This window comes from Corynebacterium vitaeruminis, assembly GCF_001054325.1.
Lineage (GTDB): Bacteria > Actinomycetota > Actinomycetes > Mycobacteriales > Mycobacteriaceae > Corynebacterium > Corynebacterium vitaeruminis_A.
Map to the genome: position 1 here is coordinate 245 of NZ_JVVM01000035.1, position 5483 is coordinate 5727.

Genomic DNA, 5483 nt, shown 5'->3' on the forward strand with positions numbered 1-5483 from the left:
GTGTCATGCCAGACACTGAACAGTAGACGCGAGCAAAAAACCCTTGTGTTTCACACTATTTTGTGTGTTGAATGTTTGGTCTATTAGTACCGGTCACCTCCACACCTTACAGTGCTTCCAGATCCGGCCTATCAACCCCATCATCTCTAGGGGACCTCAAAAGAAACCTAATCTTGGAACAGGCTTCCCGCTTAGATGCTTTCAGCGGTTATCCCTTCCGTACGTAGCCAACCAGCCATGCCCCAGGCGGGACAACTGGCACACCAGAGGTACGTCCATCCCGGTCCTCTCGTACTAGGGACAGCCTTCCTCAAGTTTCTACGCGCGCGGCGGATAGAGACCGAACTGTCTCACGACGTTCTAAACCCAGCTCGCGTGCCGCTTTAATGGGCGAACAGCCCAACCCTTGGGACCTACTCCAGCCCCAGGATGCGACGAGCCGACATCGAGGTGCCAAACCATCCCGTCGATATGGACTCTTGGGGAAGATCAGCCTGTTATCCCCGGGGTACCTTTTATCCGTTGAGCGACACCGCTTCCACAAGCCGGTGCCGGATCACTAGTCCCTAGTTTCCTACCTGCTCGACCTGTCAGTCTCACAGTCAAGCTCCCTTGTGCACTTACACTCAACACCTGATTGCCAACCAGGCTGAGGGAACCTTTGGGCGCCTCCGTTACTCTTTAGGAGGCAACCGCCCCAGTTAAACTACCCACCAGGCACTGTCCCTAACCCGGATCACGGGCCGAGGTTGAGATGTCCAATACGATCAGAGTGGTATTTCAACAACGACTCCACCCCAACTGGCGTTGAGGCATCACAGTCTCCCACCTATCCTACACAAACCGAACCGAACACCAATACCAAGCTATAGTGAAGGTCCCGGGGTCTTTTCGTCCTGCCGCGCGTAACGAGCATCTTTACTCGTACTGCAATTTCGCCGGGTCTGTGGTTGAGACAGCAGGGAAGTCGTTACGCCATTCGTGCAGGTCGGAACTTACCCGACAAGGAATTTCGCTACCTTAGGATGGTTATAGTTACCACCGCCGTTTACTGGGGCTTAAATTCTCCGCTTCGACCACACAATGGCCTAACAGGTCCTCTTAACCTTCCAGCACCGGGCAGGCGTCAGTCCGTATACCTCGACTTGAATGTCTTCGCACGGACCTGTGTTTTTAGTAAACAGTCGCTTCCCTCTATTCTCTGCGGCCACAACCAGCTCAACCACGTCGGTCACCAGTCATGGCCCCCCTTCTCCCGAAGTTACGGGGGCATTTTGCCGAATTCCTTAACCACAGTTCTCCCGATCGCCTTAGTATTCTCTACCTGACCACCTGTGTCGGTTTCGGGTACGGGCCGTATATCCACATCGCTAGAGGCTTTTCTCGGCAGCATAGGATCACCAACTTCCCCAAAAACGGGTACGCATCACGCCTCACCCTATATGTGCTCCGGATTTACCTAGAACACGGGCCACACGCTTACACCACGACATCCATCACGTGGCACGGCTACCTTCCTGCGTCACCCCATCACTTGGCTACTACCAGTTCAGGTCCCCAGCATCACACACACCAACCAACCTAAAAGGCTGGCACACGGCGCATGATCAGGTGGGTTAGTATCCCTGATTCACCATGGGCGCGGACACACGGGTACGGGAATATCAACCCGTTATCCATCGACTACGCCTGTCGGCCTCGCCTTAGGTCCCGACTCACCCTGGGAGGATTAACCTGGCCCAGGAACCCTTAGTCATTCGGCGGAGGAGTTTTCCACTCCTCATTCGCTACTCATGCCTGCATTCTCACTCGCGCACACTCCACACTGACGGTTACCCCAGCGCTTCACAGCACATACGCGACGCTCCCCTACCCAACCACCAATGGTGATTGCCGCGGCTTCGGCGGTGTACTTGAGCCCCACTACATTGTCGGCGCAGAACCACTCGACCAGTGAGCTATTACGCACTCTTTCAAGGATGGCTGCTTCTAAGCCAACCTCCTGGTTGTCTTCGCGATCCCACATCCTTTTCCACTTAGCACACCCTTAGGGGCCTTAGCCGGCGATCTGGGCTGTTTCCCTCTCGACTACGAAGCTTATCCCCCGCAGTCTCACTGCCGTGCTCTAACCTCACCGGCATTCGGAGTTTGGCTGATGTCGCTAAGATGATAGTCCCGCTAAACCAACCAGTAGCTCTACCTCCAGGAGGAAACACACGACGCTGCACCTAAATGCATTTCGGGGAGAACCAGCTATCACGGAGTTTGATTGGCCTTTCACCCCTACCCACAACTCATCCCCTCAGTTTTCAACCTAAGTGGGTTCGCGCCTCCACAGAGTCTTACCTCTGCTTCACACTGGCCATGGGTAGATCACCCCGCTTCGGGTCCAGGACATGCCACTGACAACACACTAATTAGTATTCGCTTTCGCTACGACTACCCCACCAAACGGGTTAACCTCGCGACATGCCGCTGACTCGCAGGCTCATTCTTCAAAAGGCACGCCATCACCCCAAAAAAGAGGCTCTGACGGATTGTAAGCACATGGTTTCAGGTACTATTTCACTCCCCTCCCGGGGTACTTTTCACCATTCCCTCACGGTACTAATCCGCTATCGGTCACAACAGGTATTTAGGCTTACCGGGTGGTCCCGGCAGATTCACAGCAGATTCCACGAGCCCACTGCTACTCGGGCAACACACCAATCACGCTTGCAGGTGTTTCACGTACCGGACTCTCACCGTCTACGGCAGGACATTCCAATCCACTTCCGCTACACCCACAAAAAACGCAACGCAGGACTAGCAGACCCTGCACAAATGCATCCCCACAACCCCACGCACGCAACCCCTGCCAGGTATCACACGCACGCGGTTTAGCCTCATCCACGTTCGTTCGCCACTACTAACGGAATCACAATTGTTTTCTACTCCTACGGGTACTGAGATGTTTCACTTCCCCGCGTAACCACCAATCAGACTATGAATTCATCTAACGGCGACCGCCCACAACGACGGCCAGGTTTCCCCATTCGGACACCCTCGGATCAACGCTTAGTTGGCAGCTCCCCGAGGCCTATCGCAGCCTCTCACGTCCTTCATCGGCCTATCATGCCAAGGCATCCACCATGCGCCCTTACAACACAACACACAAACAACTAAGAACAACCACAACAGAAAAACTGCTGAAAAATCGAACTTACAGAAAAACAAGATGCTCGCGTCCACTATCCAGTTCTCACACAACACCCACACACCACAGAACAAACCACCAACCAGCAGCCCACCTGCAGCATGCAGCAACCTGTAAACAGGAACAACAACACATGTGCCATCCCAGACACCCAACAGCGCACCAACAACCAACCAACACAAAAAAAAGGGAAAACACCACAAACGTTTGACCATCACACGCACACGCGCAGACCACCATCACTACAGCAGCCTGACCAGCAGGTGTTCCACCCAAAAAACAAAAAAGCCACACGCCACCAACACGATGACCCATGACAGAAGAAAAAATACTCTCCTTAGAAAGGAGGTGATCCAGCCGCACCTTCCGGTACGGCTACCTTGTTACGACTTCGTCCCAATCGCCAATCCCACCTTCGACAGCTCCCTAACGAGTTTAGGCCACTGGCTTCGGGTGTTACCGACTTTCATGACGTGACGGGCGGTGTGTACAAGGCCCGGGAACGTATTCACCGCAGCGTTGCTGATCTGCGATTACTAGCGACTCCGACTTCACGGGGTCGAGTTGCAGACCCCGATCCGAACTGAGACCGGCTTTACGGGATTAGCTCGCCCTCACGGACTGGCAACCCACTGTACCGACCATTGTAGCATGTGTGAAGCCCTGGACATAAGGGGCATGATGATTTGACGTCATCCCCACCTTCCTCCGAGTTAACCCCGGCAGTTTCTTACGAGTCCCCACCACAACGTGCTGGCAACATAAGACAAGGGTTGCGCTCGTTGCGGGACTTAACCCAACATCTCACGACACGAGCTGACGACAACCATGCACCACCTGTATACAAGCCACAAGGGAAACACCATCTCTGGCGCGATCCTGTATATGTCAAGCCCAGGTAAGGTTCTTCGCGTTGCATCGAATTAATCCACATGCTCCGCCGCTTGTGCGGGCCCCCGTCAATTCCTTTGAGTTTTAGCCTTGCGGCCGTACTCCCCAGGCGGGGCGCTTAATGCGTTAGCTACGGCACGGATCCCGTGGAAGGAAACCCACACCTAGCGCCCACCGTTTACGGCATGGACTACCAGGGTATCTAATCCTGTTCGCTCCCCATGCTTTCGCTCCTCAGCGTCAGTTACTGCCCAGAGACCCGCCTTCGCCACCGGTGTTCCTCCTGATATCTGCGCATTTCACCGCTACACCAGGAATTCCAGTCTCCCCTACAGTACTCAAGTTATGCCCGTATCGCCTGCACGCCCGGAGTTAAGCCCCGGAATTTCACAGACGACGCGACAAACCACCTACGAGCTCTTTACGCCCAGTAATTCCGGACAACGCTCGCACCCTACGTATTACCGCGGCTGCTGGCACGTAGTTAGCCGGTGCTTCTTCTCCATCTACCGTCAGAAACCCTTCGTCGATGGTGAAAGGAGTTTACAACCCGAAGGCCGTCATCCCCCACGCGGCGTCGCTGCATCAGGCTTCCGCCCATTGTGCAATATTCCCCACTGCTGCCTCCCGTAGGAGTCTGGGCCGTGTCTCAGTCCCAATGTGGCCGTCCACCCTCTCAGGCCGGCTACCCGTCGCCGCCTTGGTAGGCCATTACCCCACCAACAAGCTGATAGGCCGCGGGCCCATCCCACACCGAAAAAACTTTCCACCACAGTATCCACACCATGGTCCTATCCGGTATTAGACCCAGTTTCCCAGGCTTATCCCGAAGTGCAGGGCAGGTCACCCACGTGTTACTCACCCGTTCGCCACTCGTGTACCCCAGCAAGCTGGAGCCTTACCGTTCGACTTGCATGTGTTAAGCACGCCGCCAGCGTTCGTCCTGAGCCAGGATCAAACCCTCCATCAAAAACCCTTCAAATCAGAAGAATCACAAAAACAATGAAAGGCCCAAAAACCTGACAAAAACAAAACAAACAACCACCACACACCAAAAAATGCGCGGCCTGGCCGTTATCCAAAAATAAAACGTTCCCTCTTCCGAACCGACGAGGCCAAAAGAAAAGAGAACACATGATCTTTCCCACAAATGAAAAAACCACGCGAAAAGCACCCATCAATAAAGGCGCCGCCACACGATCCATCACCCGCAAGCACAAAAGGACCCAAAACAAACAAAGGCCCCCGGCACCCACCAGCAACACACGCGCACACGACAACCAAACAAGCACTTTCCCAAAAAGTATTAGTTAGTACATCGGCACACTATTGAGTTCTCACACAACACACACCCACAAAACAACCACCACAACCAAGCAGCAGCCACCCCGTGAGC

At 54.3% G+C, this 5483-nt stretch carries 2 rRNA genes; both read right to left on the minus strand.

Annotation, left to right across the window (positions count from 1 at the left end):
* Window positions 1–62: 62 nt before the first annotated feature.
* A 23S ribosomal RNA gene (locus ADA16_RS10770) occupies window positions 63–3153 on the minus strand.
* A gap of 384 nt (window positions 3154–3537) precedes the next feature.
* Window positions 3538–5057: ribosomal RNA gene (locus ADA16_RS10775) — 16S ribosomal RNA — on the minus strand.
* Together the 16S and 23S rRNA genes form the textbook arrangement of a ribosomal RNA operon.
* Window positions 5058–5483 lie beyond the last annotated feature (426 nt).